General features: G+C 49.7%; 22 protein-coding genes. 18 read left to right on the top strand and 4 right to left on the bottom strand.

Features of this window, described 5'->3' with window-relative positions; genetic code table 11:
- Positions 1-55 precede the first annotated feature (55 nt).
- Positions 56-1,540, top strand: coding sequence for a glycerol kinase GlpK (gene glpK, locus EYR25_RS20435; RefSeq protein WP_133182560.1), 1,485 nt, complete (start codon positions 56-58; stop codon positions 1,538-1,540).
- A 69-nt stretch (positions 1,541-1,609) separates the two neighbouring features.
- On the opposite strand, the gene EYR25_RS20440 is transcribed toward glpK, so the two are convergent.
- The 3 genes from EYR25_RS20440 to EYR25_RS20450 all read right to left on the bottom strand — a co-directional run bounded on the left by EYR25_RS20440 (position 1,610) and on the right by EYR25_RS20450 (position 3,796).
- Positions 1,610-1,930 (bottom strand): hypothetical protein, encoded by a 321-nt coding sequence (locus tag EYR25_RS20440; protein ID WP_133182562.1) that lies wholly within the window; start codon positions 1,928-1,930, stop codon positions 1,610-1,612.
- Between the two features lie 94 nt (positions 1,931-2,024).
- Positions 2,025-3,095 (bottom strand): PepSY domain-containing protein, encoded by a 1,071-nt coding sequence (locus EYR25_RS20445; protein ID WP_133182564.1) that lies wholly within the window; start codon positions 3,093-3,095, stop codon positions 2,025-2,027.
- Positions 3,092-3,796 (bottom strand): peptidase, encoded by a 705-nt coding sequence (locus EYR25_RS20450; RefSeq protein WP_133182566.1) that lies wholly within the window; start codon positions 3,794-3,796, stop codon positions 3,092-3,094. Before EYR25_RS20450 ends, EYR25_RS20445 begins: the two co-directional genes overlap by 4 nt.
- 517 nt (positions 3,797-4,313) lie before the next feature.
- On the opposite strand from EYR25_RS20450, the gene mraZ reads away from it, so the two are divergent.
- The 15 genes from mraZ to lpxC all read left to right on the top strand — a co-directional run bounded on the left by mraZ (position 4,314) and on the right by lpxC (position 21,300).
- Positions 4,314-4,772 carry a division/cell wall cluster transcriptional repressor MraZ gene (mraZ, locus tag EYR25_RS20455; RefSeq protein ID WP_011624306.1) on the top strand — a complete coding sequence of 153 codons (459 nt, stop codon included), beginning with the start codon at positions 4,314-4,316 and terminating at the stop codon, positions 4,770-4,772.
- Positions 4,773-4,809: 37 nt separating this feature from the next.
- On the top strand, positions 4,810-5,751 hold the full coding sequence (gene rsmH / locus EYR25_RS20460) for a 16S rRNA (cytosine(1402)-N(4))-methyltransferase RsmH (RefSeq protein ID WP_011624305.1): 942 nt from the start codon (positions 4,810-4,812) through the stop codon (positions 5,749-5,751).
- A 12-nt stretch (positions 5,752-5,763) separates the two neighbouring features.
- Positions 5,764-6,078: a cell division protein FtsL gene (ftsL, locus tag EYR25_RS20465; protein WP_011624304.1), complete on the top strand. Its 315-nt coding sequence runs from the start codon at positions 5,764-5,766 to the stop codon at positions 6,076-6,078.
- A 13-nt stretch (positions 6,079-6,091) separates the two neighbouring features.
- The gene (locus EYR25_RS20470; RefSeq protein ID WP_023265748.1) at positions 6,092-7,843 is read left to right on the top strand and encodes a peptidoglycan D,D-transpeptidase FtsI family protein; all 1,752 of its coding nucleotides are present in this window, start codon (positions 6,092-6,094) and stop codon (positions 7,841-7,843) included.
- On the top strand, positions 7,840-9,321 hold the full coding sequence (gene murE, locus EYR25_RS20475) for a UDP-N-acetylmuramoyl-L-alanyl-D-glutamate--2,6-diaminopimelate ligase (protein WP_133182568.1): 1,482 nt from the start codon (positions 7,840-7,842) through the stop codon (positions 9,319-9,321). The genes EYR25_RS20470 and murE overlap by 4 nt, the downstream gene beginning before the upstream one ends.
- A complete protein-coding gene (locus EYR25_RS20480; protein ID WP_133182571.1) occupies positions 9,318-10,700 on the top strand; it encodes a UDP-N-acetylmuramoyl-tripeptide--D-alanyl-D-alanine ligase in 1,383 nt (460 codons plus the stop codon). The genes murE and EYR25_RS20480 overlap by 4 nt, the downstream gene beginning before the upstream one ends.
- The gene (gene mraY, locus EYR25_RS20485; RefSeq protein ID WP_011624300.1) at positions 10,701-11,783 is read left to right on the top strand and encodes a phospho-N-acetylmuramoyl-pentapeptide-transferase; all 1,083 of its coding nucleotides are present in this window, start codon (positions 10,701-10,703) and stop codon (positions 11,781-11,783) included.
- Between the two features lie 6 nt (positions 11,784-11,789).
- Entirely contained in the window at positions 11,790-13,109 is a 1,320-nt protein-coding gene (gene murD / locus EYR25_RS20490; RefSeq protein ID WP_133182573.1) for a UDP-N-acetylmuramoyl-L-alanine--D-glutamate ligase, read from the top strand.
- The gene (ftsW, locus tag EYR25_RS20495) at positions 13,099-14,310 is read left to right on the top strand and encodes a cell division protein FtsW (RefSeq protein WP_133182976.1); all 1,212 of its coding nucleotides are present in this window, start codon (positions 13,099-13,101) and stop codon (positions 14,308-14,310) included. Before murD ends, ftsW begins: the two co-directional genes overlap by 11 nt.
- The gene (gene murG, locus EYR25_RS20500) at positions 14,310-15,398 is read left to right on the top strand and encodes an undecaprenyldiphospho-muramoylpentapeptide beta-N-acetylglucosaminyltransferase (RefSeq protein WP_133182575.1); all 1,089 of its coding nucleotides are present in this window, start codon (positions 14,310-14,312) and stop codon (positions 15,396-15,398) included. Before ftsW ends, murG begins: the two co-directional genes overlap by 1 nt.
- Before the next feature lie 2 nt (positions 15,399-15,400).
- Positions 15,401-16,867, top strand: a complete 1,467-nt coding sequence (gene murC, locus EYR25_RS20505) for a UDP-N-acetylmuramate--L-alanine ligase (RefSeq protein ID WP_133182577.1) — start codon at positions 15,401-15,403, stop codon at positions 16,865-16,867.
- A gap of 151 nt (positions 16,868-17,018) precedes the next feature.
- Positions 17,019-17,768, top strand: coding sequence for a cell division protein FtsQ/DivIB (locus EYR25_RS20510; RefSeq protein WP_011718495.1), 750 nt, complete (start codon positions 17,019-17,021; stop codon positions 17,766-17,768).
- The gene (gene ftsA, locus EYR25_RS20515; RefSeq protein WP_011073897.1) at positions 17,749-18,984 is read left to right on the top strand and encodes a cell division protein FtsA; all 1,236 of its coding nucleotides are present in this window, start codon (positions 17,749-17,751) and stop codon (positions 18,982-18,984) included. Before EYR25_RS20510 ends, ftsA begins: the two co-directional genes overlap by 20 nt.
- A 27-nt stretch (positions 18,985-19,011) precedes the next feature.
- Entirely contained in the window at positions 19,012-20,199 is a 1,188-nt protein-coding gene (gene ftsZ, locus EYR25_RS20520) for a cell division protein FtsZ (RefSeq protein WP_011624294.1), read from the top strand.
- 180 nt (positions 20,200-20,379) lie between these two features.
- Positions 20,380-21,300: a UDP-3-O-acyl-N-acetylglucosamine deacetylase gene (gene lpxC, locus EYR25_RS20525; protein WP_023265742.1), complete on the top strand. Its 921-nt coding sequence runs from the start codon at positions 20,380-20,382 to the stop codon at positions 21,298-21,300.
- A gap of 13 nt (positions 21,301-21,313) precedes the next feature.
- Here the strand turns inward: lpxC and EYR25_RS20530 are convergent, their stop codons facing one another.
- Positions 21,314-21,760 carry a DUF721 domain-containing protein gene (locus EYR25_RS20530; RefSeq protein WP_011718492.1) on the bottom strand — a complete coding sequence of 149 codons (447 nt, stop codon included), beginning with the start codon at positions 21,758-21,760 and terminating at the stop codon, positions 21,314-21,316.
- 27 nt (positions 21,761-21,787) lie between these two features.
- Here EYR25_RS20530 and EYR25_RS20535 point away from each other — a divergent pair, with 27 nt between their 5' ends.
- Positions 21,788-22,687, top strand: a complete 900-nt coding sequence (locus tag EYR25_RS20535; RefSeq protein ID WP_023265741.1) for a M23 family metallopeptidase — start codon at positions 21,788-21,790, stop codon at positions 22,685-22,687.
- Positions 22,688-22,748: 61 nt separating this feature from the next.
- Entirely contained in the window at positions 22,749-25,475 is a 2,727-nt protein-coding gene (gene secA / locus EYR25_RS20540; RefSeq protein ID WP_133182579.1) for a preprotein translocase subunit SecA, read from the top strand.
- The last annotated feature ends 672 nt before the right edge of the window (positions 25,476-26,147 follow it).

Here is a 26,147-nt window from a genome sequence, read left to right on the forward strand (position 1 = left end):
AATGTTGACCATAAAATCTCAATGGCGTTGATTTGGCTTGAAGAAAGGAAAGAGTGTGCAGAAAAAATACGTAGTGGCGTTAGATCAAGGCACAACCAGCTCAAGGGCGATTGTATTTGACCACGATGCCAATATTGTCAGTGTCTCACAGCGGGAGTTTACTCAACTTTATCCTAATCCCGGCTGGGTTGAACATGACCCAATGGAAATCTGGGCGAGCCAAAGTTCTGTGTTGATTGAATCTCTCGCCAGAGCAGGCATTCACAGTGATGAAGTGGCGGCGATTGGCATTACTAATCAGCGGGAAACCACCATTATTTGGGAAAAGGCCACAGGCAAACCGGTTTACAATGCCATTGTGTGGCAGTGTCGTCGCAGTTCTGAGATCTGTGAGCAACTTAAGGCCCAAGGTTTAGAAGATTATGTGCGGGAGAATACGGGTCTCCTGCTCGATCCTTATTTTTCAGGCACTAAGATCAAATGGATTTTAGATAATGTGCCGGATGCGCGTGCGAAGGCCAAACGAGGCGAACTGTTATTCGGCACTGTGGATACTTGGCTACTGTGGAAACTCACCGAAGGCAAAGTCCATGTGACCGATCCCACCAATGCAGCCCGTACGTTGCTGTTTAATATCCACAGCCTGAGTTGGGATAGCAAGCTGCTGGAGGCGCTCGATATTCCTGCCGCCATGTTGCCTGAAGTAAAACCTTCTTGCAGTGTCTATGGCACAACCCGTATTGCCGGTGAGGGCAGCGAAATTCCACTTGCGGGGATCGCGGGAGACCAACAGGCAGCGCTCTTTGGCCAGCTTTGTGTTGAGCCGGGAATGGCTAAAAATACTTATGGCACTGGCTGCTTTTTATTAATGAATACAGGCAATAAAGCCGTGCGATCATCCCATGGGTTATTAACCACAGTGGCGGTAGGCGCTCAAGGTGAAGTGAACTACGCCCTAGAAGGCTCAGTATTTATGGGCGGCGCGACTATTCAATGGTTAAGGGATGAGCTGGGGCTTATTCGCGATGCCAGCGATACCGAATATTTTGCCTCTAAAGTCGCGGATACCAATGGGGTGTATTTAGTGCCAGCTTTTGTTGGGCTTGGCGCTCCCTATTGGGATCCTAATGCCCGTGGCGCACTGTTTGGGTTAACGCGTGGCGCTAATCGCAATCATATTATCCGTGCAGCATTAGAGTCGATTGCCTACCAGAGTAAGGATTTACTCGATGCCATGATTAAGGACAGTGGTGAGCGGCTTAAATCCCTTAAGGTGGATGGCGGCGCGGTAGCTAATGACTTCCTTATGCAATTTCAAGCGGATATCACCGATGTTGAAGTCTTAAGACCGAGTGTGTGTGAGACTACCGCGCTTGGTGCAGCCTTTTTAGCGGGACTGGCGGTTGGCTTTTGGACCTCAGTGACCGAACTTAAGCATAAGGCCTGTATCGATAAACACTTCAAACCGAATATTGATGCGAGTCAAAGGGAGCGGTTATATGCGGGCTGGCAAGATGCGGTGGCCAGAAGCCGTTCTTAGTTTCTTTTAGGCTTGAAACACATAAGGCGCACCCTGAGGTTGCGCCTTATTCATTTAACAGTCAGCACGTTAAACTTCGATGTCGATGATATGCTTGCTGGGCGATTGTGCTGTTTCAGCTAAATCGTCAGTGACTTCGAGCACCACTCCCTCTTTTAAGTCTTGTTGTTTGTCCGATGCGCGGCGTTTTTTATTGCGACTAGCATTATCCTGTTTGCGCCTTTCCCTGACTTTCGCATCTAAGGTGGGCGGTAATTGCGACTGTGGTGTTTCATGGCTATCGGGCGCATTGGCGGTCGCACTACTCACCTGATCAACGATCCGTTTTGGGGTTAATACGGGTTTTACTGGCTGGGCCAGCATAGCGTAAAGACTGTCCAATCCACTCATAGCGCCTCCTTGGTTTTGACCACTTAACCCTTTATCGGCCGGATTTGATCAATATTTAGACTATACGCCGATTTGAGCCTGTGCGCGACACTCACTAGCGCTCGGACTGTGACCAATCTCTGTGCTGGGCTTTGGTGGCTAATTCAAGTTTGCCAGGATGCGCTTCGTGTTGGCAGCCAAGGCGAATGCCTTGTGCTAGCTCAGTGGCGGTGAGTTTATCCAGATCATAATCATTGGGGCTGGGTGGCTGCTCGACAAACCTGAGTTTACACAGGCCGCAGCGTCCGCCACCGCCACATTGGGTTCTTAATCTTTCGCGCCCTCGATTAATGCTCTCTAAATATGTGCCATTGAGATCGGTAAATTCGGCGAGCGGTTGAGCCGCCTGAGTAAAAAGCGCTAGTTTTCCTTTGTGGGTTTTTCGCTTCAAGAATGGCAGTGATAACTGACCTTGATGAAATTTATGCCCAAGGATGTAAATCCCCGAAAGACCTAACAACAGCGTGGCAATGCTGACTACTTGTACCAATAAGTGATTAAAACCAATGCCATTATCGGGAGCATAGTCCATAAAATGCAGCATAAAGAGCAGATCCTTGAGATCCGATTGGCGATTCTGGTGAGCAAGCACCGCACCCGAGACAGTATCGATATAAATTCGCGTTCCAACTTCGTCCGCGGCCGTGATCATGGCTACTGGGCCATTGGCGTCGAATGGTGTTTCGCGGCTGAGGATTTGCGCTGTGCTGAGTTCAGCCGAACCTGAGTAGCTCTGTTTGGCAATCGCGAGTATCTCGTCATCGTTCAAAGATAGCGGCTCGAGGGAGTCCGCCCAAAACCAGCGAGTTTGCTGAGTTGTAGTAAGCGCATACACGGCGCGGCTCAGCACTGAGGTTAACTTAAGTTCGATAATGCCTTCTGTTTGGTATTGTTGCAGTAGGTCTGCCGTGGGGGCGAGTGCCGTATTGGGACTCGCCGTTTTATGAGTGGTGCGATATGGGTTCGCGTCCAAAAACCTCTCGTCAATTAGGTTGAAGGCAAGTCCTGTCACGATCCAAATCAATAATTGCAGACCAACAATAAGCCCCAGCCATTTATGTAAGGTTTGCAGCAGCAAGCTGATGGAATGCTTGGTGCCAGTATGGCGAAGCGTCGAGAGACTCATACTGGCTCCTCACGATTTTGGTTTCGAAAACTGATATAGGCCAAGGCGATACCAAAGAGTGCCGTCAACAGGGCGAGGCTAGTCATTAGCGTAAGTAACGGATTATGCACATTCTCCCGCGTCTCGTAGTCCATGATGTGCAGCATCCACATCAGATCGAAGAGTCGCCAATAATCATGGCGCGCGCTGACCACTTGTCCTGTAACTGCCGAGATATAGAGTGTCGAGTGCATGGCATCGTCTAACGTCAGTTGCCAAACCGGGAGCACGCGGGCAGGGATTTCACTCGGAGCGTTCTGCTCAATGAATGTCGAGCCGATAATCTTAGCCTGACCCGTATAGACTCGCTGTGCAGCCTCGAGCGCCTGCTGTTTATCAAGCTGTGTTAATACTTCGCCCGTCTTACTGCTAAAGCGCTGCAATTTTCCCGCGACATTGGCGCGATAGTAGAGTGTGCCTTGATGCGCATACAGGCTGATATCCGTCGCATCGGGATGTGCCTCGATAAAGTCCGCAAAGCTGTAGGCGGGAGTGTCAACTTGGTACATAGCTGTGTTTGCTTTGTTTACCAGTGGTTTGCCACGGATAAACTCTATATCCATCAGTACCATGTAGGCACCCGTTGCTAGCCAGATCAGTAATTGAATGGCGGTTATCAATGCAAACCACTTGTGATAAAAACGGATCCGAGTTGCAGTCATGGTGAGTTACTTTGAGTTAATTGCATGGGAGTTTTGATCTTCCTCGCAATCGTGAAATAAAAACCTTCCGAAATTGCAGAATAAATCCGCAATCAAAAATAATTTTTCAGCGATTTATGCTAGAAATTGACGCTCTATAAGCCTATGCGAATGTAAAAATTGAGTCTATTTTGTTGTGCTTTGTGAGTCTAGCGTGATTTGCCTAAGGGGAAAATCCCACATTTAGCGAAACGTTATGGCGAATATTGCACTGCAACTGCCTGAAAGCAAAAGGCTGCTGCTTTTTTGTTCATCTTTTATCCCTGTCGTTTCTACCATTTAGCCGATTTTTCGCTGATTTTTTTGTCAAAACTTTGTCGCTACGTTATGGCTTCAACATGCTGCTAACCCGCTTGCCGACTGGCTTTATAAAAGGATCCCATCCCTTGACAATGCTTGTCTACTATCCCTAAACTTAGCATTTGTGGGAAATAGTGGATATTTGTGGATCAAAAATCAAAGGATAGGATGAATTAGCGTGTTTCGTGGAGCCAGTGCTATCAACTTAGATACAAAGGGACGGATCGCTATTCCAGTGCGATACCGCGAACCTTTGCAGCTAGAGCACCAAGGCCGCATCGTCATCACAGTCGATATTCAATCCGCGTGTTTACTCCTTTATCCCATCCACGAGTGGGAATTGATCGAAGCTAAGTTACTCAAGCTTTCAGATACCGACAAAACCCAACGATCCCTTAAGCGCATGTTGCTGGGTTATGCCCATGAGGTCGAACTCGATGGCAACGGGCGCATATTACTGCCACCACCGCTAAGGCAATACGCCAATTTAGATAAGCGCATCATGCTGGTGGGACAGTTAAATAAGTTTGAGCTGTGGGATGAGCAAGCTTGGCTGCAGCAAATTGATGAGTGTCAGGAAACGATTCGAAGCGAGGAGCTCGCGAATAACGAGCGTCTGGCGGATTTTTCACTCTAACGAGTCGCATAACTAAATAAGAAATAAGAAGAGAGTAATGAGTCAAGAATTTGCCCATTTATCCGTTCTGCTCGAAGAAACGGTCGGCGGTTTGAACATCAAAGACGATGGCATCTATATCGATGGCACGTTCGGCCGCGGTGGTCATTCAAGACAAGTACTGCAAAGACTGGGTGAAAACGGACGTCTGATTGCGATCGACCGCGATCCTCAAGCCATTGAGGCTGCAAAACAATTTGCCGATGACCCCCGTTTCCAAATCGTACATGGCGGTTTTGGCCAATTAGCCGATTACGTCGAAGAGCTTGGTCTGGTTGGCAAAATTGATGGCGTGTTACTCGACTTAGGCGTGTCTTCACCGCAGCTCGATGATGCCGAACGTGGCTTTAGTTTCCTGCGCGATGGTCCGCTCGATATGCGGATGGACAATAGCCAAGGCGAAACGGCGGCCCAGTGGTTAGCGCGTGCCGAAATTGAAGACATGGCGTGGGTATTCAAAACCTATGGCGAAGAGAAAAATGCTCGCCATATAGCCCGTTGTATCGCGGCTGACCGTGATAAAACCCCGTTTTTACGTACCAAAGATTTAGCCGATTTGATTGCGCGGATCACTAAAAATAAAGAGCGTAACAAACACCCCGCAACTCGGGTGTTTCAGGCGATCCGTATCTATATCAACAGTGAATTAGATCAAATTGATCAAGCGCTTGAAGGTGCATTAACCGTACTCGCGCCGCAGGGACGTTTATCGATTATCAGCTTCCACTCCTTGGAAGATCGCATCGTAAAACGTTTTATTCGTCGCCATAGCCAAGGTGAGAGCGTGCCCCACGGCCTGCCAATTACCGAAGATCAAATTAACAAGTCGCGTAAATTGCGCGCCATAGGTAAGGCGATTATGCCTTCCGATGAGGAAATTGAACGCAATGCCAGAGCGCGCAGCTCAGTGTTACGCATTGCCGAGCGATTAGATTACTAGAGGGCAAACAAAGTGAGTAAGCCCTCATTAAATCTGCCACGGATTGTGTTAAACGACCTGTGGCAACACAAATGGATCTTGTTACTCGCACTGCTCGTGCTCAGTAATGCTGTGGCTGTGGTGTATACCAGCCATGTGAGCCGTAAGCTTACTACCCAATGGGATCAGCTGCTGCAGGAGCGTGACAGGTTAGATATCGAGTGGCGCAATTTATTATTGGAAGAGCAATCCCAAACCGAGCACAGCCGGATCACGCGGATTGCATCAAAGGATCTCAACATGAGTCGACCCTTACCCAGCGAAGAAGTTGTGGTAAAGGTGCCGTGAACATAGGGAAGATATGACTAGGCAAGCAAAAACCAAACAGGCCAGCAAAAAGCAAAAGCCACAACTGATCCACTGGCGTTTATACGTCGTGGTTGGCTTTGTATTTGCGATGTTTTCGAGCCTTGTGGGTCGTGCTGCTTATATTCAAATTATCGAGCCCGATAAGCTGCGTCACGAGAGCGACATGCGTACCTTGCGTACCACCAGTCGTGAGGTGCAGCGTGGCTTAATCACTGACCGTAACGGCGATATGCTGGCGGTGAGTGTGCCGGTGCGTGCCGTGTGGGCCGACCCTAAACAAGTCAATGATAACAATGGTTTTACCGATATGCGCCGCTGGCAAGCGTTGGCGGACGTATTGCACGAACCCGTGGAAGATGTGCTCGATAAGGTGCGCAGCAATCCAACCAAACGTTTTACCTACCTTAAACGCCAAGTCACGCCTGCGGTGGCAGACTACATCACTCAGCTTAAATTGCCTGGGGTGTTTTTAAAGTCCGAGTCACGCCGTTACTATCCTGGTGGTGAGATTACTGCCCAGCTTATCGGCATTACCAATATCGACGATGTAGGTATTGAAGGGGTCGAAAACGCCTACAACAGCTGGCTTACTGGTACACCATCTAAACAAAAAGTGCGTAAATCCCGCGATGGTCATGTGGTTGAGCGTCTCGATATCGTGCAAGAAGGCGAGAGTCCGAATGATTTAGTTTTGAGTATTGACCAACGTATTCAGCAACTTGCCTACCGTGAGTTAAAGCGCACTACCGAGATGAACCAAGCGACCTCTGGTTCGATTGTGGTGCTTGATATCCACACGGGTGAAGTGTTGGCTATGGTGAATACACCATCCTACAACCCTAATTCGCGCGATAATCTACAAACCTTCAGAATGCGTAATCGCGCCATGACGGATACCTTCGAGCCCGGCTCGACCATTAAACCTTTTGTGGTTGCTGCGGCGTTAGAAGCGGGCACGGTTAAGTCTACCGATGTGATCCCAACATCTCCGGGCTGGATGCGTTTAGGCGGCCGTCAAGTGCGTGATGCCAGTAACTACGGCGATATGACACTGGCGCGTATTTTAGCCAAATCCAGTAACGTGGGCATTAGTAAACTTGCCCTGTCGATTCCAGTGCAGCAGTTACTCGGCACCTATCAATCCATGGGCTTAGGCAGCTTCTCGGGGATTAACCTCACGGGTGAAAGTGCAGGCCTTATTCAAGATCGCCATCGTTGGTCTGATTTCGAGCGCGCGACCTTATCTTTCGGCTACGGCCTAACAGCGACCACGCTACAACTCGCGCGGATGTACGCCACCTTAGGTAATGGTGGGACTCTATATCCAGTATCGATTTTAAAACTGAAAAAGCCCCCCGAAGGTGAGCGAGTGATCTCACAAGAGGTTGCTCACGATGTATTGCAAATGATGGTGGGCGTGACCGAAAAAGGCGGCACAGGTACGCTGGCGCATATCGATGGTTATCCAGTTGCTGGCAAGTCGGGTACCAGCCGTAAGGCGGTAGCTGGCGGTTATGGTGATGATTATGTTGCGTTATTTGCTGGTGTCGCGCCGGTGAATAATCCCAAACTTGCGGTCGTAGTTGTGGTGAACGAGCCGAAGGGTGATCTCTATTATGGTGGTTCGGTGGCAGGGCCGGCATTCGCTAAGGTGATGTCAGGCGCACTGCAAATGTTAAATGTTGAACCCATTTCCGATAAAGAACAGGTGCAATTGGCGGGAATCGCCGGGAGAACTGAATGATGTTGTTAAGGGATCTATTAGCGCCTTGGTTCCCCTACGCGGGTGAACAAACCCTCTTAGATTTGACTTTAGATAGCCGCGCAATACGTCGCGGCGATGTGTTTTTAGCGCTGCCCGGCCATAGGGTCGATGGTCGTCAATTTATCGATAAGGCCTTAGCCCAAGGTGCGGCTGCGGTATTAGTGCATACGGATAGCATTGAAGAGCAGGGCAAAGTTATTGCGACTGAGCAAGGCGTGCAGATTTATTTTTATCAGTTAGCTAAGCAAGTGTCTGCGGTCGCCGCAGTGCGTTATCCCGTTGTCCAAGGCCAGTCTATGGGCATTGTCGGGATCACTGGCACCAACGGTAAAACCTCGACCAGTCAGCTCTGCGCGCAATTAGTGACGCTGCTTGAGGGTAAAGCGGCGGTGATGGGCACGCTCGGCAATGGCCTGTGGGGCGAGTTAGTCGATAGCGGCAATACGACCGCCGATGCCATTACTCTGATGCGCCAACTACATGAGTTTGCAGACAAAGGTGTTAATACCTGCGCGATGGAAGTCTCAAGTCATGGTTTAGTCCAAGGCCGAGTCGATGCCGTGCCCTTCGATGTGGCGGTATTCACTAATTTGACCCGTGATCATTTGGACTACCACGGCGATATGGAAAATTATGCCGCGGCCAAGCAAATGCTGTTTCGCTTCGACGCTTTGCGCCACGGCTTAGTAAATCTTGATGACCCCGTGGGTGCAGCTTGGTTATCCGAGCTGGCAAATGTCTCCGCTAAGATATGGGGCTTTAGCATTGAAGCGCATACCGAGGCAGCGTTTTACACTAAGAATGCCCAATTTAACGATCAAGGCGTGCAGGCAACACTTGTCTGGCCTGAGGGCGAAATCAACATTCGCTCTCCTTTATTAGGTGCCTTTAACCTCTCGAATTTACTCGCTGCTTTATCCGCCTTGTATTTGCAGGGTATGGATATGCGTGCACTGGCTGCCAAGGTACCTTATTTAGTGCCCGTGGCTGGCCGCATGGAACGTTTTACCACTGCGGACAACATTACCTTAGTCGTCGATTATGCCCACACCCCAGATGCGATTGAACAGGCGCTGAATGCCCTGCGTCGTCACTGCGCGGGCGAGTTGTGGTGCCTGTTTGGCTGTGGCGGCGACCGTGATAAGGGCAAACGTCCGCTGATGGGGCAAGCGGCGGAGCAATTTGCCGATCGCATTATGGTGACTAGCGATAATGCTCGCAGCGAAGATCCTAACCAAATTATTACCGATATTATCCAAGGGCTGACTCACCCAGAGCGAGCGCTGACCGAGGTTGACCGTGTTGCGGCGATTAAACACGTCGTGGCAGAGGCTAAACCTGGTGATGTGATTCTGCTTGCGGGCAAAGGCCATGAAACTTACCAAGAGGCGGCAGGTGTGCGTCATGACTATGATGAGCGCGCCCTGGCACGTCAGTTATCGGAGCAAAGCCAATGATCCCAATTTCCCTCGAGGCGCTGAGCCAACACTTAAGTGCGCATCGAGTCGGTGACGATGTCACCATCCAAGCATTAAGCAGCGATAGCCGCAAAATCGGCCCTGCGACCCTGTTTGTTGCCTTAAAGGGCGAGCGTTTCGACGGCCACGATTTTGCTGCCACGGCAATTGAAAATGGTGCCGTTGCACTAATGGTCGAGCGTCAATTGGCCTTCGATGTGCCGCAGCTTATTGTTGCCGATTGCCAAAAGGCCATGGGCGCGATTGGCGCCTATGTGCGCGACCAAGTGGACCCCATTTGTGTAGCCTTAACCGGCTCCAATGGCAAAACCAGCGTGAAAGAAATGATCGCCACGATTTTATCGGCGAAGCATCAAGTGCTTTATACGGCTGGTAACTTCAATAATGAAATCGGTGTGCCACTCACTTTGCTGCGTTTAACGCCCGAGGATAAGTACGGGGTGTTTGAGCTTGGCGCTAACCATAAAGGTGAGATTGATTACACCTCGAGTTTGGTGCGTCCTCATGTAGCCTTAGTCAATAACGTTGGCAGCGCTCACTTAGAAGGCTTTGGGTCACAGGCGGGTGTCGCCCAGGCCAAATCGGAAATCTACAACCATCTGCAACCCGGTGGCACGGCGATTATCAATGCCGATGACGCCTTTGCCGATGTGATGCGGGTAAAAGCGAAACAATATAAGCAATTGAGCTTCTCCCAACAGGAAGGTGCGGCTAAACGTCAAATCGATGTGATTGCCACTGGCCACAAAACCAATAGCGAAGGTTGCTATCGTTTTATCCTCAATTATGCGGGAGAGTCCTGCGAAGTGACTCTGCCCCTCGCAGGTCGTCATCAAGTCAGCAACGCGCTAGCTGCGGCAAGTGTTTGTATTGCTTTGGGATTGAGCCTGAAGGAAATCGCTGAAGGCTTGAGCCAGTTGACCCCTGTAAAGGGGCGTATGCAACCAACTCAATTAGGCCGAGTCCGTTTAATCGATGATAGCTATAACGCTAACCCTGTATCCGTGGGGGCGGCTATCGCTTGGTTAAAGGAAATTTCTGAAAATCGTTGTTTGGTACTGGGAGATTTGGGCGAATTAGGCGACAATGCGCCCCTTTTACACGCTGAATTGGGACAACTGGCTAAGCAACAGGGCATTGATGCTCTGTTCTGTACCGGCACCTTAACTCAGCACACTAGCCAAGCTTTCGGGGCGGAGCACCATGACAGCGTGGCGACGTTAGTAGAAAAACTCATAAAACACATCAACCAGTTGCCGGGACAGGTGACGGTTTTAGTTAAAGGTTCACGTAGTGCCGCAATGGAGCGGGTCGTGGATGGCCTAACAGTAGCCTTCGGGCGTGGGGAGTTAGTGTAGATGCTGGTGTATCTGGCCGAGTATTTAACCCGTTTTCATACTGGGTTTAACGTATTTTCCTATGTGACATTTCGAGCCATTTTAGGCTTGTTAACCGCATTAATGTTTAGTTTATGGTGGGGTCCTAAACTGATTGAGCGTTTGCAGTTAATGCAGATTGGCCAAGTTGTGCGTAACGACGGGCCAGAGTCGCATTTCAGTAAGCGTGGTACGCCGACTATGGGTGGCCTGATGATTTTAGGCGCCATCTTTATCAGTGTGCTGTTGTGGGGCGATCTCGGTAGCCGTTATGTGTGGGTGATGCTGTTTGTATTGGGCAGCTTCGGCATGATCGGTTTTATTGATGATTACCGCAAAGTCGTGCGTAAAGATACTAAGGGGCTGATCGCGCGTTGGAAGTATATTCTGCAATCCTTAGCGGCGTTGATCATTGCTTTCTTCCTCTATACCACAGCGTCTAACCCAGGTGAAACCCAGTTAGTCGTACCTTTCTTTAAGGATGTGATGCCACAGCTTGGTGCAGTGTTTATCGTATTGGCCTACTTTACTATCGTAGGTTCGAGCAACGCGGTGAACCTAACCGATGGTCTCGATGGTTTGGCGATTATGCCAACGGTAATGGTGGCCGCGGCATTTGCCTTGATTGCCTATCTGTCTGGCCATGCTCAATTTGCTAATTACCTGCACATTCCGCATTTACCTGGTTCGGGTGAGCTAGTGATCGTCTGTACTGCGATTGTGGGCGCAGGCTTAGGCTTTTTATGGTTTAACACTTATCCAGCACAGGTCTTCATGGGCGATGTGGGCTCGCTGTCTTTAGGCGCTGCCTTAGGCGCGATTGCGGTACTGGTTCGCCAAGAGATCCTATTAGTGATTATGGGTGGTGTGTTTGTGATGGAAACCGTGTCTGTGATCCTGCAGGTCGGTTCTTACAAGTTACGAGGCCAGCGCATTTTCCGCATGGCGCCTATCCATCACCACTATGAGTTAAAAGGTTGGCCTGAACCACGCGTGATTGTCCGCTTTTGGATTATCTCGATTTTCTTAGTGTTACTCGGCTTAGCCACGTTGAAGTTAAGGTAATCGCTCATGCAAAGTCAGTACTCACACATAGTGTTAGGTTTGGGCGCCACCGGGCTCTCGGTAGTGCGCTATTTGTGTGGAAAAGGGATCACACCCTTGGTGATGGATAGCCGTCGCCAACCTCCCGGTGCGGACACCCTTGCCAGCGCATTCCCTGAGGTGCAGCTGATTGCCGGCGGATTCGATTGCCGTTACTTAGTGCAAGCAAAGCAAATCATTATCAGCCCAGGTATTGCGATTGATACGCCCGAGGTGCGCGCGGCACTGGATATGGGGATTGAAGTCATTGGCGATGTGGAGCTATTTGCCCGTGAGATTGCCGACCGAAAACCTTGCGTGATTGGGATTACTGGCTCAAACGGCAAGTCGACCGTCACCACCTTAGTGGGTGAGATGCTGCGTGAAGCTGGCATGGCGGTGGCCGTGGGGGGCAACATTGGTATTCCGGCGCTCGATCTGCTGACTGAAAATGCCGATATTTTTGTGCTTGAGTTATCGAGCTTCCAGCTCGAAACCACCCACAGCTTGAACTGCGTGGCGTCGACCTGCTTGAACGTGACCGAAGACCATATGGACAGATACAGCGATATGGATGCCTATCGTAAGGCCAAGCTGCGTCTGTACCATCAAAGCCGCTCCATTATCTTTAACCGTGATGATGCGCTGACTATCCCGACTGAGCCGATGAACCAAAACAGCTTTGGTTTAGCGCCGCCAGAGGGCGACGAGTGGGGCATTTGTGATAGCAAGATTTACCACGGTCACAGTGAAATTATGCCGATCACCGAAGTATCGCTGATTGGTAGTCATAACCATGCCAACTTACTTGCTGCAATGGCTTTGGTCTACGCGGTGGGTGTGGATAAGCAAGTTATGGCCAAAGTGGCTCGCACCTTTACTGGCCTTTCTCACCGTTGCGAAGTGGTAGGGGTCAAAGGTGGTGTGACCTATGTGAACGACTCTAAGGCGACCAATGTTGGCGCCACCGTCGCGGCGCTCGATGGGTTGAGCGATCACTTAGGTGACATTATTTTGATTGCCGGTGGTGATGGTAAGGGCGCGGATTTCAGTCCGTTGGTCGAGCCGTTAACGAAAGTGACACACCTCATCACCTTGGGTCGCGATGGTAATAAGATAGCTGCATTGAAGGAAGGAGCCATCAAGGTGGACTCTATGGCTGCTGCAGTGGCTAAGGCCGCCGAGTTAGCCACCTCGGGCGATATCGTACTCCTATCGCCAGCCTGTGCGAGTCTAGATATGTACAGCAACTTTATGGCTCGTGGGGATGATTTTAGAAGCCAAGTGGAGCAACTCGATGGCGAGTGATGCAAGACAGCTCAGCCTGTTTGGGCGAGTGCTAAACGCACTGCCTAACTGGCAACGTGATAACGAGGTGCCGGGCGTGCAATTGTACGACCGGGCTTTGCTCACGGCCGTGCTGTCTTTGATTGGCTTTGGTTTTGTCATGGTCATGTCGGCCTCTATGCCTGAGGCGCAAACCTTGACGGGCAATCCCTTCCACTTTATGACCCGCCATGTGGGTTATCTGTTGGGATGCTTAGTGATTGCCGCTTTTGTGCTGAGGGTCGAGATGCAAACCTGGCAGCGGATGAGCCCAATCATGTTGCTAGGCGTGTTTTTGATGTTGCTGGCGGTGTTGGTTGTGGGTACCACAGTCAACGGTGCGACCCGTTGGTTATCCATAGGTCCCATTCGTATTCAGGTGGCTGAGGTCGCTAAGTTTGCGTTCTCTGTGTATATGGCGGGTTATCTGGTGCGTCGGCATCAGGAAGTGCGTGAAAATGCGAAGGGCTTCTATAAGCCGATTGCGGTATTTGCGATCTACGCAATTTTGATTTTGATGCAGCCCGACTTAGGTACCGTGGTGGTGTTGTTCGTCGGCACTGTGGGGCTATTGTTCCTCGCGGGGGCGCGTTTGCTGGACTTTTTCGCGCTGATTTTTGCCGGGGTGTTGGCATTCGTGGCGCTGGTTCTGCTCGAGCCTTACCGTATGCGCCGGGTGACCTCGTTTTTAGACCCTTGGCAGGATCCATTCGGTAGTGGCTATCAGTTAACGCAATCGCTGATGGCCTATGGCCGGGGTGATTGGTTTGGTCAGGGCCTTGGCAACAGTATCCAAAAGTTGGAATACCTCCCCGAGGCACATACCGACTTTATCTTTGCCGTGATTGGTGAAGAGTTAGGTTTTGTCGGCATTATCGCTGTGTTATCCGTGCTGCTGTTTGTGGCATTAAGGGCCATTCGCCTTGGCAATTTATGTTTAGTGATGGACAAAGCCTTCGAAGGTTATCTGGCCTATGCCATTGGAATTTGGATCTGTTTCCAGACCGTCGTTAATGTGGGCGCAAGCATTGGTATGTTACCTACTAAAGGGTTAACACTGCCCTTTGTGAGTTACGGCGGCAGTAGTCTATGGGTCATGACGGCGGCGGCAATGACATTGCTGCGCATCGATTATGAGCGGCGCATGAGTTTAGTTCAGGCCGTGCAAGGGAGATTGAAGTAATGACCGACGCGGGTAAACGTATTTTAGTCATGGCAGGCGGCACGGGCGGACATGTGTTCCCGGCGCTCGCGGTGGCAAAGTATTTAGCGCAGCAAGGTTGGCAAGTTCGTTGGTTAGGAACAGCCGATCGTATGGAGGCACGTTTAGTGCCTCAGTATGGCTTCGATATCGATTTTATCGATATCAAGGGCGTGCGTGGTAATGGCTTAGTACGTAAATTGGCAGCGCCTTTTAAAGTGGCGCGCTCGATTCTGCAAGCCAAGGCGGTGATAGCCGAATTTAAGCCTGATGTGGTGTTAGGCATGGGCGGTTTTGCCAGTGGCCCGGGCGGTGTGGCGGCGAAATTGGCTGGCGTGCCCTTAGTGCTGCATGAGCAAAACGCCATTCCGGGAATGACCAACAAGTTACTCTCGCGAATTGCGAATCAAGTACTGTGCGCCTTTAAAAATACCTTCACTCAGGTGAAGGCCAAGGTGGTGGGTAACCCCATTCGTCGCGAGCTTATCGCCTTAGGTGCCGAGCCTAAGCAAGCCGCGGATGATGCCTTAAAAGTCTTAGTGGTGGGCGGCAGTTTAGGCGCCAAAGTTTTTAACGACTTAATGCCCGAAGTGGTGGCCGCGCTGAGTAAGCAGCAGTCGATTACGGTTTGGCATCAAGTGGGTAAGGATAATCTGACGGGCGTTAAGTCGGCTTATCAACAGCAAGGACAAGAGGGCGGCGTTAACGTTGCCGAATTTATTGATGACATGGAAGCCGCCTATCGCTGGGCGGATGTGGTATTGTGCCGTGCCGGCGCGCTGACGGTATCCGAGTTAGCGGCGGTGGGACTACCGAGTATTCTGGTGCCTTATCCCCATGCCGTGGATGACCATCAGACCCGTAACGCCCAAGTATTGGTTGAGGCTGGCGCTGCTTTCCTATTGCCGCAGGCCATCTTGGACGTAAATAAACTGGTGAGTAAATTACAGTTACTTGCCAATGACAGAGCAGAATTAGCCCAAATGGGCCAAAGAGCGAGAGATGTTGCCGTGTTGGATGCGACCGAGCAGGTGGCCCAAGTGTGTATTGCTCTCGCCGAGAAAGGATAGGTATGACTAAGACAGAAAGATACTTACAGCTAAGAAGTATGATCCCAGAAATGCGCCGGATTAAGCGTATTCATTTCGTCGGCATTGGCGGCGCGGGCATGGGCGGGATCGCTGAAGTATTAGTAAACGAAGGTTATGTCGTCAGTGGTTCAGACATCGCGCAAAACGCCGTGACTGACAGACTCTGCCTGCTGGGCGCGAAAATTCATATCGGCCATGGTGCCGATAACGTGCAGCAAGCCGATGTGGTGGTGGTCTCGACTGCGATTAATCCTGAGAACCCAGAGATTATTGCGGCGAAGGAATTGCGTATTCCCATAGTGCGCCGCGCCGAGATGTTGGCAGAGTTGATGCGTTATCGCCATGGTGTGGCGATTGCGGGAACTCACGGTAAAACCACGACCACAAGTTTGATTGCCAGTTTGTATGGTCAAGCGGGGCGCGATCCGACCTTCGTGATCGGCGGCCTGCTGAACAGTGCTGGTACTAATGCTCGCTTAGGTACGAGTCGTTATCTTATCGCCGAAGCCGACGAGAGTGATGCGAGCTTCTTGCACCTGCAACCTATGGTCAGCGTGGTGACGAATATCGAAGCCGACCACATGGACACCTACGGTGGGGATTTTGAAAAGCTCAAATCGACCTTCGTGGACTTTCTGCATAACCTGCCATTCTATGGCGTGGCGGTAGTTTGTATCGACGACGCTGTCGTGCGCGAGATTATGCCGCGTATTGGTCGCCATATGATCACCTATGGTTTCAGTGATGATGCTGACGTGCAGGCGCTGAACTTCCATCAGCAGGGTCACCAATGCCGCTTTACCGTCAGACGTAAAGGCAAAGAAGATTTAGATCTGCTGCTTAACCTGCCAGGCCAGCACAATGTATTAAATGCGCTCGCGGCGATTGCCGTGGCGACAGAAGATGAAATTGATGATAGCGCCATCATTCAAGCCTTGGCTGAGTTCCAAGGTATTGGCCGTCGTTTCCAACACTTAGGTAAGTTCGCAACGCCAAAGGGCGAAGTGATGTTAGTGGACGACTATGGTCATCACCCCAGTGAAGTGGCGGCGACCATTAAAGCGGCGCGTGCAGGTTGGCCGGATAAACGCTTAGTCATGGCCTATCAGCCACACAGATACACTCGTACCCGTGACTTGTACGAAGACTTTATTGAAGTGTTGTCTCAAGTGGATTGCTTGTTGTTACTCGAGGTGTATAGCGCGGGTGAAGCGCCGATCCCCGGTGCCGATGGCCGTGCACTGTGTCGCTCGATTCGCTTGCGCGGACAGTTAGATCCCATCTTTATCGCCAGCCCAGATCAGTTAGCCGAAGTGCTACCCGATGTGTTGCAGGAGGGGGATTTATTGTTGACCCAAGGTGCGGGTAATATAGGCGCCCTGTCGCGCCAGCTAGCTGCCTCTGAATTGGGCTTTAGCGTTGCCGCGACAACCGAGGTAAAACCTTGATGTATTGCGGGACAACTCGGGTTTAAAGGAAATTTTGACCCGAGGCTTTAGCTCTATATAATGGCCGATTTTCTGTGGTTTTTAGTAGTGTCGTTGAAAGGTGGAAACAAACGTGTCTTGGAGTGATAAGAGGCGACACTGGTGGGCGAGGATGTCACGGGTTAATTGGTACCTGTGGAGCGGAATTGGTTTTTTATGGTTAGTCATTGGGAGTTTTGTCTTTGGTGGCTACCAACTGCATAAGTTTTTAAATGATGCCAGCACGCTGCCCATTGAGGCTGTAGCCATCAAAGGTGAACGGACTTACACCACTGATAGAGATATACAAATTGCACTACAGGATTTAATGCAGCGGAGTTTTTTCAGCGCAGACATCACCTTAGTGCAACAGGCCTTAGAAGCCTTACCTTGGGTGTATCGCGCGTCAGTGAGGCGTGAGTGGCCAGCGAAACTCAGGGTGTATTTACAGGAGCAACAACCGGTCGCCCATTGGAATGGCACCGCTTGGCTCAATGTGCATGGTGAAGTGTTTGAAGCGCCATCGCATCCTGAGCTAGAGCATCTGCCTTATTTATCAGGGCCAGATGATATGGGGACCGAAGTGTTAACCGCCTACGCGCAGGTTAACTCGCTACTGAAGATTAATGGCTTTACCTTGGCCAATTTGAGTTTAACGCCACGTCATGCGTGGCACGCGACACTGGGTAACGGTATTGTTTTAGACCTAGGTCGAGAAGATAAAATGGCAAGGATACAAAGGTTTATCACTGTTTATCCGTTACTGGCGAAACAAGATAAACCGATTGCCAGAGTGGATTTGCGCTACGACACAGGGTTGGCCGTAGGCTGGGGCGATGCACAAACAAGAGAGCCGATAATTAATGACCAAAAACCAAGATAGAAATCTGATCGTCGGATTGGACATAGGAACCTCTAAAGTCGCAGTGATCATAGGCGAAGTTCTGCCCGATGGCGAAATCAGCATAGTCGGCCTTGGTAACCACCCTTCAAGGGGCATGGATAAGGGTGGCGTTAACGATTTAGACTCCATCGTGCGCAGTGTGCAACGCGCGCTCGATCAAGCGGAATTAATGGCGGACTGCCAAGTATCATCGGTTTATCTGAGCATTTCCGGTAAACATATCGCCTGCCAAAACGAAAATGGCATGGTGTCGATTAACGATGAGGAAGTGACACAGGAAGACGTCGACAACGTGATCCACACCGCTCGCTCGGTGAAGATCCCAACGGAACGTCGCATTCTGCATGTGTTACCGCAGGAATACGCGATTGACGTACAAGACGGTATTCGCAGCCCTATCGGCATGTCAGGCATGCGGATGGAAGCCAAGGTACACATAGTGACCTGCGCCAACGATATGGCGAAGAATATCACTAAGAGTGTTGAGCGCTGTGGCTTGAAGGTCGATGACTTAGTGTTCTCCGGCATTGCGTCGGCGGATGCGGTATTAACCTTCGATGAAAAAGACTTAGGCGTATGTATCGTCGACATCGGCGGTGGTACGACGGATATCGCCGTGTACACCAATGGTGCGTTGCGTCATTGCGCGGTTGTACCAGTTGCGGGCAACCAAGTGACCAACGATATCGCGAAGATTTTCCGCACCCCTTCGTCACATGCTGAACAAATTAAAGTGCAGTTCGCCTGTGCGCGTAGCTCCATGGTGAGCCGCGAAGACAGTATCGAAGTGCCATCGGTTGGTGGTCGTCCATCGCGTAGCATGTCGCGCCATACTTTGGCAGAAGTGGTAGAGCCGAGATATCAAGAGCTGTTTGAGTTAGTGCTCAAGGAGCTGAAAGACAGTGGTTTAGAAGATCAAATCGCCGCAGGTATCGTGTTAACAGGCGGTACGGCGTCGATTCAAGGCGTGGTAGACATCGCGGAGGCAACCTTTGGGATGCCAGTACGCGTTGCCTCACCATTGCCAGTTAAAGGGTTATACGAATACGTGGATCAGTCTATTTACTCCACTGGGGTTGGATTGCTTCACTATGGTGCAAGACGGGTGCTTGAGCGTCAATTCGAGCGTCCTGAGCGTCAAGGGGTTACCAGTGCTTGGAATCGGGTCCAAAGCTGGTTTAAGGGTGAATTTTAATAACGCAGGCAACACGGAGATCAGACAATGTTTGAGATCATGGACACTCACTCAGACGACGCGGTGATTAAAGTCATCGGCGTTGGCGGCGGCGGCGGTAATGCTGTCGAACATATGGTCAAACACAACATTGAAGGTGTTGAGTTTGTCGTTACCAACACAGACGCACAGGCGCTACGTAAATCAGGCGCTGGCTCAACGATTCAATTAGGTCGCGATGTCACTAAAGGTCTTGGCGCTGGCGCCAACCCAGAAGTGGGTCGTGCCGCAGCGGAAGAAGACCGCGAAAACATTCGTGCTGCGATCAAAGGCTCAGACATGATCTTTATCGCCGCCGGTATGGGCGGTGGTACGGGTACAGGTGCTGCGCCAGTGGTGGCTCAAATCGCTCGCGAAGAAGGCATCTTAACTGTTGCTGTCGTGACTAAGCCTTTCCCTTTCGAAGGCAAAAAGCGTATGGCTTATGCCGAGCAAGGTATCGCTGAGCTCGCCAAGCACGTGGATTCGTTAATCACTATCCCTAACGAAAAATTATTAAAAGTATTGGGCCGTGGTACGTCATTACTCGATGCATTTGCCGCAGCGAATAACGTGTTACTCGGTGCAGTACAAGGTATTGCTGAGCTGATCACTCGCCCTGGTCTGATTAACGTCGACTTTGCGGACGTGAAAACCGTTATGTCCGAAATGGGTAATGCCATGATGGGTACCGGTGTTGCGCGTGGTGAAGACCGTGCGGAAGAAGCGGCTGAAGCGGCAGTTGCCAGCCCATTGTTAGAAGACATCGACTTAGCCGGTGCCCGTGGTGTGTTAGTTAACATTACCGCAGGTATGGACATGAGCATCGAAGAATTCGAAACCGTGGGTAACCATGTTAAAGCTTACGCTTCTGACAACGCCACAGTGGTTGTGGGTGCGGTGATCGACCCAGAAATGAGCGACGAGCTGCGTGTTACCGTGGTTGCAACGGGTATCGGTGCTGAAAAGCGTCCTGATATTCAACTGGTTTCTAAGCCAGCACCACGTCCAGAGCCAGTGGTTGTGGAACCAAAAGTCGAAGCCTATGTCGAAGAAGCGACTCATGTGAGTTATGCGGCGCCAAAAGGTAACGTGTTACCTGCATCGCCAGCACCGGCTCCTGCGCCAGCACCTTCAACAAAGCATGAATTGGATTACTTAGATATCCCAGCGTTTTTGCGTAAGCAAGCTGACTAAAACAGGTATTTGAGTCCAGCGTGTAGGGTGGTGCCTTGCTCTGTGAGGCTTTACCACCCAATGACTACATTTGTATGACATGGTCAACTTATGTTACCATGTAGCACCTATGTGGTCGTTTTGCCGCCGCTGCGTGTGCAAATATTAGGCTTAATTATAGAAATCTAAACGGGTAACTGAATGATATTTCAAAGAACTGTTCAAAAAATGGTGAAGGCTACTGGAGTCGGTTTGCACTCTGGGAACAAGGTCACCTTGAGCATTATGCCCGCACCAGTCAATACAGGGATCGTACTCGTGCGTACCGACATGAATCCTCCCGTTGCTATTCCAGCAAAGGCGGAACAAGTTCGCGAAACCACAATGTGTACGGCACTCGTCAATGACGAAGGTATTCGTATTTCGACTATTGAGCATTTATTTGCAGCCTTAGCGGGTTTAGGCATTGATAACGCCGTAATCGAAGTGGACGCGCCTGAAATTCCAATCATGGATGGCAGTGCGAGCCCATTTGTCTTCTTACTTCAGTCTGCGGGTATCAAAGAGCAGGCTGCACCTAAGAAGTACTTAAAGATTAAACGCCCTGTGCGTGTTGAAGACGGTGATAAGTGGGCCGAGCTGAAGCCATTCAAAGGCTTTAGAGTCAACTTCAAAATTGACTTTGCTCACCCTGAAATTGCTCGTAGTCAACAGCATGTGGTGATGGACTTCTCTACTTCTGCTTTTGTTAAAGACATTAGCCGTGCCCGTACTTTTGGTTTTATGCGTGATATTGAGTATCTGCGTGCGAACAACCTAGCATTAGGTGGCAGCATGGAAAACGCGGTTGTACTTGATGAATATCGCGTCCTCAACCCCGACGGCCTGCGTTATGAGGATGAGTTCGTTAAGCACAAAATTTTAGATGCGTTTGGTGATCTCTACGTGGCAGGGCACGCCATTCTTGGTGAGTTTACTGCCTATAAAACGGGTCATGCACTGAATAACCAATTAGTGCGAGCCTTATTGGCGCAGCAGGATGCGTGGGAGCTGGTGAGCTTTGAGAAAGAAGCCGATGTTCCCGTCAGCTTTACTGTGCCAGGTGGCGCGGTTTACGCTTAATAGCGCTTTATGTTTACTTATTACGGCTGGCCAATGTGGCCAGCCGTTTTAGTTTTTCGCCTAGTGTTCCGCTCACATTTTCTGCAAGCGCAGCAATATGTTCTGCCGCAGCTGGACTGAGTTGCTTGTGCGCCTGTTTCGGCTTTGCGTCATACAATGCTAATCTCGGGTTGACTTTAACTTCAATTGCGGTAAGGATTGGGAGCGTTTCTGCTTGAAGCTGCGCTAGTAGTTTCGGCTTTTGGAAATTAATTCGTGCAGCCCATGCTGCCGAAGTGGTTTCAACCACAAGAACACCCTGGCGGAAATTGGCGACTTTCAGCTGCTCCGCAACAGGACCTGCGACAATCTGCTTCACGTGCTGATCCAGATATAAAAGTAGTTCCGCTTTCTCAGCTATATCGGGCAATGTGCCTGACTGGTGTAGTAATTGGCTGAGATCCTGAGGGGGCTTTTTCATATGATAATAAGATGGCTGAATTAGGCTATGAGTGTAACAGTATTTATTCAAGGTCGGAATGGCGTTACGCGCTGGCAACCCAGTAAACGCTGGTTGCTCCTTCCCATGCTATTGTTAGCTACTGGTGCCGGTATTTATCAACACAACTCTGCTAAGTTTGAAAACCAGCAAGCCAGTGTCGATAACGATCGTATCCAACGCGAACAACAAAAGAAGCAAGTCTTAGAATTAAAGAGTGCCACAGAGTCACAGCTAGCCATGCTGGCGACCCATGTTGCGCGCATGCAAGCTAAAATCACCCGTCTCGAGGCCTTAGGTCAACAAGTCGCTAAACAAAACAAATTGGATGAAGACTTTGATTTTTCCTCTGAAGTGGGTGTCGGTGGCTTGAGCGAATTAGGCTCGAATATCGAACTTGGTCAGCTTATCGATGATATGGATAAACTGGCATCACGAATTGACAACAATAATGTTCAACTATCACTACTTGAAACAGTGTCATCTAACCACCATATAGATGCTGAACGTTATGTATCAGGGCTCCCACTCGATAAAGGTTGGTTATCGTCGCCCTACGGATTACGTAATGACCCTTTCAACGGTCGTCGAACCATGCATAAAGGGATCGATTTTACCGGTCGAGAAGGGGCTAAAGTTGTCGCGACTGCAGCAGGCGTGGTGACTTGGGCTGGGAATATGTTTGGCTATGGCGAATTGGTCGAAATCGACCATGGTAACGGTTTACGTACACGCTATGGTCATAATAAAGCTTTGTCAGTAGCTGTAGGTGATGTGGTCGCAAAAGGCGATACCATCGCCAGTATGGGAAGCACTGGGCGCTCAACAGGGGCTCATGTGCATTATGAAGTGTTGCGTGGCGGACAGCAGATAGATCCACAGAAGTTTGTCTACCGCAAGGCAGGTTAATTGAAACAATTGGCTTCTAGTTTCCATCATGGACTTGGCCTACAGAAAATAAGTGATTCAGATGTTTGGTAAATTACTGACAAAAGTATTTGGTAGTCGCAACGACCGTACCCTCAAAGGGTTACAGAAAGTAGTTAATAAGATTAATGCGCTTGAAGCCGATTATGAAAAATTAACCGATGAGCAGCTTAAAGCGAAAACTGCCGAGTTCCGCGAGCGTTTAGCAGCTGGTGAGTCATTGCAAGCGATTATGGCGGAAGCCTTCGCAACTGTGCGTGAAGCATCGAAGCGAGTGTTCGAGATGCGTCACTTTGACGTGCAGTTACTCGGTGGTATGGTGCTCGACAGTAACCGCATCGCTGAAATGCGTACTGGTGAAGGTAAAACCTTAACCGCGACCCTTCCAGCCTATCTAAATGCCTTAACCGGTAAAGGCGTTCACGTTATTACCGTCAACGATTACTTAGCCCGTCGTGACGCCGAGAATAACCGTCCATTGTTCGAATTCTTAGGCTTAACAGTTGGGATCAACGTAGCAGGCCTTAGCCAGCAGGCGAAAAAAGACGCCTATAACGCCGATATTACCTACGGAACCAACAACGAATTTGGTTTCGACTATCTGCGCGACAACATGGCCTTTTCGCCACAAGAGCGTGTTCAGCGTCCATTGCACTATGCACTGATCGACGAAGTCGACTCAATCCTTATCGACGAAGCCCGTACGCCACTGATTATCTCTGGTGCTGCGGAAGACAGCTCTGAGCTATACATCAAGATCAACACGCTTATCCCAAGTCTTATCCGTCAAGATAAAGAAGACTCTGAAGAGTATGTGGGTGAGGGTGACTACAGCATCGATGAAAAAGCTAAACAAGTGCACTTTACTGAACGTGGTCAAGAGAAGGTTGAAAACCTGCTGATTGAACGTGGCATGTTGGCCGAAGGCGACTCACTTTACTCAGCAGCTAATATTTCGCTACTGCACCATGTGAACGCGGCGCTGCGTGCGCATACCCTGTTTGAGCGTGATGTGGACTATATCGTTCAAGATGGCGAAGTGATCATCGTTGACGAACACACTGGCCGAACTATGCCAGGTCGTCGCTGGTCAGAAGGTTTACATCAAGCCGTTGAAGCCAAAGAAGGCGTTCGTATCCAAAACGAAAACCAAACCCTGGCATCAATTACCTTCCAAAACTACTTCCGTTTATATGAGAAGTTAGCGGGTATGACAGGTACGGCCGATACCGAAGCGTTTGAGTTCCAACACATCTATGGTCTAGATACTGTGGTTGTGCCAACCAACCGTCCAATGGTACGTAAGGATATGGCGGATTTAGTTTACTTAACCGCTAATGAAAAGTATCAAGCGATTATTAAAGACATTAAAGACTGCCGTGAACGTGGCCAACCTGTTTTGGTGGGTACGGTTTCTATCGAGCAATCTGAACTCTTAGCGCGCTTAATGGTGAAGGAGAAGATCCCGCACCAAGTGCTTAACGCTAAGTTCCACGAAAAAGAAGCCGAAATTGTTGCTCAAGCGGGTCGCACTGGCGCTGTGACTATTGCCACTAACATGGCGGGTCGTGGTACCGATATCGTGTTAGGCGGCAACTGGAATATGGAAATTGACGCCCTCGAGAATCCAACTGCGGAACAAAAAGCCAAAATTAAGGCCGACTGGCAAGTGCGCCACGATGCCGTGGTCGCCGCCGGTGGTTTACATATTTTAGGTACTGAGCGCCATGAATCTCGCCGTATCGACAACCAGCTACGTGGTCGTGCAGGTCGTCAAGGTGACGCGGGTTCTTCACGTTTCTACCTTTCTATGGAAGATAGCTTAATGCGCATCTTCGCCTCGGATCGTGTCTCAGGCATGATGAAGAAACTGGGGATGGAAGAAGGCGAAGCAATCGAGCATCCATGGGTTTCCCGTGCGATTGAAAACGCACAACGTAAAGTAGAAGCGCGTAACTTCGATATTCGTAAGCAACTGCTCGAATTTGACGACGTTGCAAACGATCAGCGTCAAGTGGTGTACGCACAGCGTAACGAGTTGATGGATGCCGAAAGTATCGAAGACACCATCAAAAATATCCAAGACGATGTGATCAGTGCAGTGATCGACCAATACATTCCACCACAATCAGTGGAAGAGTTATGGGATGTTCCTGGTTTAGAGCAACGTTTACAGCAAGAATTTATGCTAAAACTGCCAATCCAAGAATGGCTAGATAAAGAAGACGACTTACACGAAGAAACATTGCGTGAGCGTATCATCACTTCTTGGTCTGATGCGTATAAAGCAAAAGAAGAAATGGTCGGTGCGCCAGTACTACGCCAGTTCGAAAAAGCCGTGATGCTACAAACCCTCGATGGTCTGTGGAAAGAACACTTAGCGGCAATGGATCACTTACGCCAAGGTATCCACTTACGTGGTTACGCGCAGAAGAATCCAAAGCAGGAATACAAGCGCGAGTCTTTCGAACTGTTCCAGCAATTACTGTCGACCTTAAAGCATGACGTTATTAGCGTGCTATCTAAGGTACAAGTACAAGCACAGTCAGACGTAGAAGAGATGGAAGCTCGTCGTCGTGAAGAAGATGCTAAGATCCAACGCGACTATCAACACGCAGCAGCCGAAGCTTTAGTGGGTGGGGATGATGGTAGCGACGAGATAATGGCTCATACGCCAATGATCCGCGATGGCGATAAAGTGGGTCGTAACGATCCTTGTCCTTGTGGTTCCGGCCGTAAGTATAAGCAGTGCCACGGCAAGCTAAGTTAATTCAATACGTGAACTCATTCTAAAAGGCGACTGTGATAGTCGCCTTTTTTATACCTGCTGCTTTATAAGTCCTTTAACTCTCTACCGACTCTAAAATCCTCCGGCTATAAATCCTGAGTGAAGCTGTACTAAAATTAACCGCTTTTATCTGTTTTGTGGATAAGTTTGAGGATAAATAGTGGGTATTTTGTGACTAACTGAAACTATTGAAAAAAGATCAAAAAAACCGAAAAAAGCCCTTGCGTAAAAAGTTCTGCTGCCTATAATGCGCATCCACTGGCACGGCAGACAGCAATACGTAGTTTCAAGTGTCGGTTCATCGAGTGATTAACTCCTCGATGAGCGAAAAGAAAGTTGCAAAAACTACTTGACGCAAAAACGGGAATGCGTAGAATACGCAGCCCTGACCCGCTGAAATCACTTGTGATAAGGCGATGGTCAACGCTCTTTAACAATTTATCAAGCAAATCTGTGTGGACACTCACAGGTGTTGAGTTAATCGAAATTACTCTGCCGTTTGGCGAGTAATCAAAATTTAAATCAATGAATGAGTGTTCATAGCAATATGTACAACGACTTATTAAGTTAAGTCGATTCAGAATTCATTGAGTCGTTTCTTCGGAAACAAAAAAACTTTTAATTGAAGAGTTTGATCATGGCTCAGATTGAACG

Source organism: Shewanella decolorationis (genome assembly GCF_004354305.1).
In the GTDB taxonomy this organism is placed as follows: Bacteria; Pseudomonadota; Gammaproteobacteria; order Enterobacterales; family Shewanellaceae; genus Shewanella; species Shewanella decolorationis.

Bases quoted from the DNA above. Each gene is read 5' to 3' on its own strand.
- EYR25_RS20440 (WP_133182562.1), bottom strand. From the start codon at position 1,930: ATGAGTGGATTGGACAGTCTTTACGCTATGCTGGCCCAGCCAGTAAAA.
- EYR25_RS20445 (WP_133182564.1), bottom strand. From the start codon at position 3,095: ATGAGTCTCTCGACGCTTCGCCATACTGGCACCAAGCATTCCATCAGC.
- EYR25_RS20450 (WP_133182566.1), bottom strand. From the start codon at position 3,796: ATGACTGCAACTCGGATCCGTTTTTATCACAAGTGGTTTGCATTGATA.
- rsmH (WP_011624305.1), top strand. From the start codon at position 4,810: ATGAGTCAAGAATTTGCCCATTTATCCGTTCTGCTCGAAGAAACGGTC.
- EYR25_RS20470 (WP_023265748.1), top strand. From the start codon at position 6,092: ATGACTAGGCAAGCAAAAACCAAACAGGCCAGCAAAAAGCAAAAGCCA.
- murE (WP_133182568.1), top strand. From the start codon at position 7,840: ATGATGTTGTTAAGGGATCTATTAGCGCCTTGGTTCCCCTACGCGGGT.
- EYR25_RS20480 (WP_133182571.1), top strand. From the start codon at position 9,318: ATGATCCCAATTTCCCTCGAGGCGCTGAGCCAACACTTAAGTGCGCAT.
- mraY (WP_011624300.1), top strand. From the start codon at position 10,701: ATGCTGGTGTATCTGGCCGAGTATTTAACCCGTTTTCATACTGGGTTT.
- murD (WP_133182573.1), top strand. From the start codon at position 11,790: ATGCAAAGTCAGTACTCACACATAGTGTTAGGTTTGGGCGCCACCGGG.
- ftsW (WP_133182976.1), top strand. From the start codon at position 13,099: ATGGCGAGTGATGCAAGACAGCTCAGCCTGTTTGGGCGAGTGCTAAAC.
- murG (WP_133182575.1), top strand. From the start codon at position 14,310: ATGACCGACGCGGGTAAACGTATTTTAGTCATGGCAGGCGGCACGGGC.
- murC (WP_133182577.1), top strand. From the start codon at position 15,401: ATGACTAAGACAGAAAGATACTTACAGCTAAGAAGTATGATCCCAGAA.
- EYR25_RS20510 (WP_011718495.1), top strand. From the start codon at position 17,019: ATGTCACGGGTTAATTGGTACCTGTGGAGCGGAATTGGTTTTTTATGG.
- ftsA (WP_011073897.1), top strand. From the start codon at position 17,749: ATGACCAAAAACCAAGATAGAAATCTGATCGTCGGATTGGACATAGGA.
- ftsZ (WP_011624294.1), top strand. From the start codon at position 19,012: ATGTTTGAGATCATGGACACTCACTCAGACGACGCGGTGATTAAAGTC.
- lpxC (WP_023265742.1), top strand. From the start codon at position 20,380: ATGATATTTCAAAGAACTGTTCAAAAAATGGTGAAGGCTACTGGAGTC.
- EYR25_RS20530 (WP_011718492.1), bottom strand. From the start codon at position 21,760: ATGAAAAAGCCCCCTCAGGATCTCAGCCAATTACTACACCAGTCAGGC.
- EYR25_RS20535 (WP_023265741.1), top strand. From the start codon at position 21,788: ATGAGTGTAACAGTATTTATTCAAGGTCGGAATGGCGTTACGCGCTGG.
- secA (WP_133182579.1), top strand. From the start codon at position 22,749: ATGTTTGGTAAATTACTGACAAAAGTATTTGGTAGTCGCAACGACCGT.